General features: G+C 67.8%; 5 protein-coding genes. 4 read left to right on the forward strand and 1 reads right to left on the reverse strand.

Annotated features, from left to right (window positions below):
- Window positions 1-367 precede the first annotated feature (367 nt).
- The 3 genes from KIH78_RS10415 (at window position 368) to KIH78_RS10425 (ending at window position 3,359) form a co-directional block, all read left to right on the forward strand.
- Complete coding sequence (locus KIH78_RS10415; protein ID WP_214314563.1) at window positions 368-1,381, forward strand: ribose-phosphate diphosphokinase; 1,014 nt, start codon at window positions 368-370, stop codon at window positions 1,379-1,381.
- Window positions 1,382-1,575: 194 nt separating this feature from the next.
- Window positions 1,576-2,988 carry a MalY/PatB family protein gene (locus KIH78_RS10420; protein ID WP_236034596.1) on the forward strand — a complete coding sequence of 471 codons (1,413 nt, stop codon included), beginning with the start codon at window positions 1,576-1,578 and terminating at the stop codon, window positions 2,986-2,988.
- Window positions 2,989-3,188: 200 nt separating this feature from the next.
- Window positions 3,189-3,359 (forward strand): hypothetical protein, encoded by a 171-nt coding sequence (locus KIH78_RS10425; RefSeq protein ID WP_214314565.1) that lies wholly within the window; start codon window positions 3,189-3,191, stop codon window positions 3,357-3,359.
- Between the two features lie 165 nt (window positions 3,360-3,524).
- On the opposite strand, the gene KIH78_RS10430 is transcribed toward KIH78_RS10425, so the two are convergent.
- The gene (locus KIH78_RS10430) at window positions 3,525-4,049 is read right to left on the reverse strand and encodes a hypothetical protein (RefSeq protein ID WP_219132295.1); all 525 of its coding nucleotides are present in this window, start codon (window positions 4,047-4,049) and stop codon (window positions 3,525-3,527) included.
- A gap of 537 nt (window positions 4,050-4,586) precedes the next feature.
- Between KIH78_RS10430 and KIH78_RS10435 the strand changes: the two genes are divergently transcribed.
- The coding region (locus tag KIH78_RS10435; RefSeq protein ID WP_219132296.1) for a DUF4422 domain-containing protein at window positions 4,587-5,603 on the forward strand (1,017 nt) is incomplete at its 3' end.

A 5,603-nucleotide genomic window follows, 5' to 3' on the forward strand; every position in this document is an offset into this window, starting at 1 on the left:
CGCCCCCACCACTCCGCAGTACGGCGCACAGCCTGGCCACGGTGCACCGGCTGTGCCGGCGGTGCCCGTACCGCCGCAACCGCAGCCACAGCGGCAAGGGCAGCAAGGAGGCCCAAGCCTGCCGCTGCCGCCACGCCGGTGATGTCGGTCATCACGCACGATTCGCGATGACCGGCGCACGCCGGTAACACGCACGCCGGCCGTCAACGATGGAGGTCGTGGAACCCAACCGGTTCCACGACCTCCATCCCGTTTCCGCCCCGCAATCGCCCTACCGCCGTCCCGCGCACGTGTCCCGGGCATGACAGGGGGCCTTGTACACTGGATGAGGCTCTTGCAAGGTTCGCTCACATAAGGACGGATACGAATGACGTCGCTGCTTGAAGGCACCCCGGACAAACGTATGGCGCTGGTCACTGGCCGCGCATACCCCGAACTGGCCGAGGAGGTGGCCACCTGCCTGGGCATCAAGGTGCTGCCCACCACCGCCTACGACTTCGCGAACGGCGAGATGTACGTCCGGTTCACCGAACCCGTGCGCGGCGCCGACATCTTCGTGCTCCAGTGCCACTACGGCCAGGTCAACAAGTGGATCATGGAGCAGCTCATCATGATCGACGCGCTCAAGCGCGCCTCCGCCCGCACCATCACCGTGGTGGCCCCGTTCATGGGCTACTCCCGTCAGGACAAGAAGCATCAGGGCCGCGAACCCATCACCGCCCGCCTCGTCTACGACCTGTTCCGCACCGCCGGCGCGGACCGCATCATGACCGTCGACCTGCACGCCTCCCAGGAGCAGGGCTTCTTCAACGCGCCCGTCGACCACCTCACCGCCACCCCGGTGCTGCTCGACTACGTGCGCAACCACATGCCGCTGGAGAACACCACCGTGGTCTCCCCGGACGCCGGCCGCATCAAGGTCTCCGAACGCTGGGCCGCGAAGCTCGGCAACCTGCCGCTCGCATTCATCCACAAGAGCCGCGACACCACCCGTCCGAACCACGCCGTGGCGCACGGCATCATCGGCGACGTGGCGGACCGCGACTGCGTCGTCGTCGACGACATGATCGACACCGCCGGCACGATCTGCGAGGCCGTGCGCACGCTGCGCAACGCCGGCGCCCGCTCCGTCACGCTCGTCGCCACGCACGGCCTGCTGTCCGGCCCCGCCGTGGAACGCCTCTCCAAGTGCGGCGCGAAGGAGATCGTCCTCATGGACACCGTGCCGGTGCCCGAGGAGAAGCGCCTGCCGAACATGACCGTGCTGTCCGTCGCGCCACTGCTGGCCGCCGGCATCCGCTCCGTGTTCGAGGAAGGCTCCGTGCAGACGCTGCTCGAAGGCCTGCCAGAGGACATGCGCCCGCGCAACATCTACGCGTGACGCAAGCCGTGACGCACCGACACTGCCACTGCCGCCGACACTAAACGCAACGACCACGCAATCGGGCTCCCACCGGACCATCGACGGGACGGACGGGAGCCCGTGCCATGCGGCGCCGCATGGCAAGACCCAAGACCCGAACCGGACGCGGCCACGCACGCGGTCCGCACCATCGCACGCCAAAGGAGGAACCGATGTTCGACTTCACCACCCTGCCCGACCGTCACGGCCACGACGCGCTCGCCGTCGACGCCATCGGCGAGGACAACGGCGACCCGCTGATGCGGCCGCCCGCCGCCCCACGCGACGGCTACGACGCGATTCCCATGTGGGTCGCCGACATGAACTTCGCCACCGCGCCCGCCGTGACCGACGCGATCGCCGCACGCCTCGCCCACCCGCTGTTCGGCTACTTCGAGCCCACGCAGGCGTACTACGACGCGATCATCGGGTGGCATCGCCGCCGCAACGGCGTGACCGGTCTCAAGCCGGAGCACATCGGCTACGAGAACGGCGTGCTCGGCGGCGTCGTGTCCGCGCTGCGCGCGTTCGCCACGCCCGGCGACGCCGTGCTCGTGCACTCCCCCACCTACAACGGCTTCACCATGACCATCGAAGGCGCAGGATTCCGCCTCGAACACAGTCCGCTGCGTCGCGACGCCGACGGCGTGTGGCGCATGGACTACGAGGACATGGACCGCCGGCTCAAGGCGAAGCGCATCCACGCGGCCGTGTTCTGCTCGCCGCACAACCCCACCGGACGCGTGTGGGAGCGTTGGGAGATCGAGCGCGCGATGGACGTGTTCCGCGCCAACGACTGCGTGGTCATCTCCGACGAGATCTGGTCCGACCTGATCCTCGACCGCGCCGTCCACCCGCACATCCCCACGCAGTCGGTGGGCGAGGACGCGCGCCGCCGGACCATCGCGCTGTACGCGCCCAGCAAGACGTTCAACCTGGCCGGCCTCATCGGCAGCTACCACGTGGTCTACGACCCGTACCTGCGCGACAGGCTCACGGCCGTCGAATCGAAGACGCCGTACAACGAGATGAACGTACTGTCCATGCACGCGCTGATCGGCGCCTACTCGCGCGAAGGCGAGGCGTGGCTGGACGAGCTGCTCGGCGTGCTGGCCGGGAACCTGCGCATCGGATACCGGTTCTTCGCCGGGGATGCCGCGGCGGGTGAGGCTGATGCGGCGGGTGCGGCGGGCGTTCCGGGCGTGGAGGTCGCGCGGCCGCAGGGCACGTACATGCTGTTCCTCGACTGCGAGCGCTGGTGCGCAGAGCATCGCGACGAACTGCTGGAGGCCGCGCGCCGGCGCGCGGCGGCGTCGGACGCCACAGGCGTTTCGGGTGTCTCGGGTGGTGTCGGCGGAACCCTTTCTGGAGAATCGGACGGAACCGGCGCGTTCCCGCCCCTGCTGCGCCCGGATGCGGACCCGTGCATGGACGAACTGCTGCGGCAGGGCTGGGACGTCGGCGTCGCATGGCAGGACGGCCGCGCCTTCGCCGGCCGCCACACCATCCGCATGAACTTCGCACTGCCCGAAGCCCGCGTGCGCGAGGCGCTGCACCGGCTCGCAACCCACGTGTTCACGCGCTGAGCGGCGTCCGTCCGGCATCGGAGGATGCGGCGCGCCGGAACAGCCGGACAGTCGGACAGTCGGGCGACCGGTGACGGGCGCCCGTGCGCGTGGCCTCGCGTACGGCACGCACGGATGGTCGACGAGGCCGCGATGCGGGCCTGCCGGCGGAACACGCGAGACACGCCCGGTCGAACATGTGTTCGATTACAATGGGCCGCGTGACATACCTCAGCCCGCAGAACCTCGAAGCCCTGATCACCCGTTGCCACATGACCCCGGAGGACATCAGCCAGGTCATGGGACTGCCCGTGGACCAAGTCCGCAAGGCCATCGACCGTCACGGCTCGTTGAGCAACGACGCGCGCGGCCGTCACTCGCGCCACGAGTGAGGTGACAACGTCAGCGTCCCCGCAATCAGCAATCGATTGCGGGGACGTTGACGGAAAGCAGCCGGCAATGGCCGGCAATGGCGGGGCATATCTACGGCCCTATGGCTCATGGCTGGTCATGAGCCATAGGGCCGTAGAGCTTTTCCTGGGACGTTCGGAAACCGCTTACTCCTCAGAGACGCCGGTGAGCTCCTGGTTGGAGGCGATGGCGGCCTTGGCGGCGGCATCGAGGCCGCTCGTGGCGGAACGCAGGTTCTCCGCGTACTCGCGGATCTGGTTCGTGGCCTCATCCACGTCCTTCTGGGAGCCGTTCGCCGGGCAGGTCGGCGCCTTGCCGAGCTTGTCCACCTCGGCCTGAGCGGCCTTGAGGTCCTTGAGCGTGGAAGCGTCCGCCACGTCCTTGGCGGTGAGCTTGGCGGCCGTGTCGGCCTCCTCCTGCGTGGTCTTCAGCGCCTCCTGGTGCGCGGACAGCGCCTGCAGCTGCAGATTGCACTCCTCCACGGACTCGGCGGACGCCTTGCCCACCACGTTCGGCACCAGCAGGGCCGCGGCAACGATAATCACCAGCACGACGATGGCGCCGATGATGAGGCCCTTGCGGGACTTGCCCTTCGCGGGCTGCTGGGGCTGCTGGGACTGCTCGGCCGAATTCTGCTGGCCATTCGTAGGCTGCTGCGTATTGTCGCTCATGGTTCTGATCCCTCCCATGCACTCGAATGCATCGTTCACGGTATACATGACGGCGTTCCGTCCGCCAGTCAACATGCGACCGTCAGCCAGTCGCAGGGCGGACCGGCCACATCTCTGCCGACGGAGCAACCAGCCAGACAGAACGCTCTGCCAGACGGAAAGCAAACGGCGGAAAGTCTACTCGCACGCTCTCTGAAATCAAATCCGTCTCGAAGTTGGCCCTCACCCATGGAACATGCACCACAACACGAGACGACAACCACGCCTACGGCCACGACCCGAGTCCTCACACACACGCCCGCACACGCCCGCACCCCGCACACGCACGCCCACACTGCACACGCCGCACACGCCGCACACGCACACCCCGCACCCGCGCACCCGCACACCCGCACACGCACCCCGCACCACACACCCGCCTCTCCCCGTCGCCGCGCCCTCACCCCGACGCGACTACACTGGAACGCACGCCGCCGGCACCGCAACAGCGAGGCGTCGGCATGCATCCCGCCGATCGCCGCATGGAGGAGCATCGTCATGTCCGTCAGCCCACAGCCCAAACGCATCCGCATCTTCGTGGCCGCCCACACGCCGGCCACCTTCCCGGACTGCGCGAGCATCCTGCCCATCCAGGTGGGCGCCGAACTCGCGGAGGCCGAAGGACGGCCCCTGTTCGAGGACACGCTGCACGACAACGACGGCGAGCACATCTCCGAACTCAACCCCATGTACAGCGAACTGACGGCCATGTACTGGGCGTGGAAGAACGTGGACACCGACTATTACGGCTTCTGCCAGTACCGTCGTTATCTGGACTTCGCGAGCACGGCGCAGGCGCCGCATCAGGAGGACGAGCTCGGCGAGGTGCCGGCCGGCTACATCGACGCGCAGTCGATCGCCGAATACGGTCTGGACGACGGCACGATCGCGCACGCCGTGGAAGGCTGGGACGTGGTGACCGGGCCACTGGTGGACGTGCGCCGCCTGCACGGCTTCATGACGCTCAAGGAGCAGTGGGACGCGGACCCGCATCTGCGCCTGCGCGACCTGCGGCACATGTACGACGTGCTGTGCGCGCGTCATCCGGAATACCGCGTGGACGCGGACGCGGTGCTCGACGGGCACACGCTGGTGCCGAACAACATGTTCGTGATGCGCAAGGGTCTGTTCCATGCGTACTGTGCGTGGCTGTTCCCCCTGCTCGACGAGTTCATGGCCAAGTGGGACCACGCGCACGCCGACGTGGAGACGCTGCGTACGCCGGGGCATCTGGCGGAGCGTCTGCTCACCATCTGGCTGGCGCATCTCGCCCGCGTGGGCGTCGCGTCCGTCACGTCCCACACGTCCGCTTCCGGTGACCTCGTCCCGGCTGACGTGCATACGTCCGTCAAGTCCGTCGCGCCCGATTCTTACGGTTCGGACGTTTCGGCCGCCTCACGCCCGCCCATTCCGTCCGATTCTATAGAATCGGGCGTTTCGACCGCCCCAAGCACCTCCGAAACGTCGGATTCTATAGAATCCGACGTTTCGGAGGTGCTTGGGGCGGTCGAAACG

The organism is Bifidobacterium saguinibicoloris (assembly GCF_019331725.1).
Classification (GTDB): domain Bacteria; phylum Actinomycetota; class Actinomycetes; order Actinomycetales; family Bifidobacteriaceae; genus Bifidobacterium; species Bifidobacterium saguinibicoloris.

Bases quoted from the DNA above. Each gene is read 5' to 3' on its own strand.
- KIH78_RS10415 (WP_214314563.1), top strand. From the start codon at position 368: ATGACGTCGCTGCTTGAAGGCACCCCGGACAAACGTATGGCGCTGGTC.
- KIH78_RS10420 (WP_236034596.1), top strand. From the start codon at position 1,576: ATGTTCGACTTCACCACCCTGCCCGACCGTCACGGCCACGACGCGCTC.
- KIH78_RS10430 (WP_219132295.1), bottom strand. From the start codon at position 4,049: ATGAGCGACAATACGCAGCAGCCTACGAATGGCCAGCAGAATTCGGCC.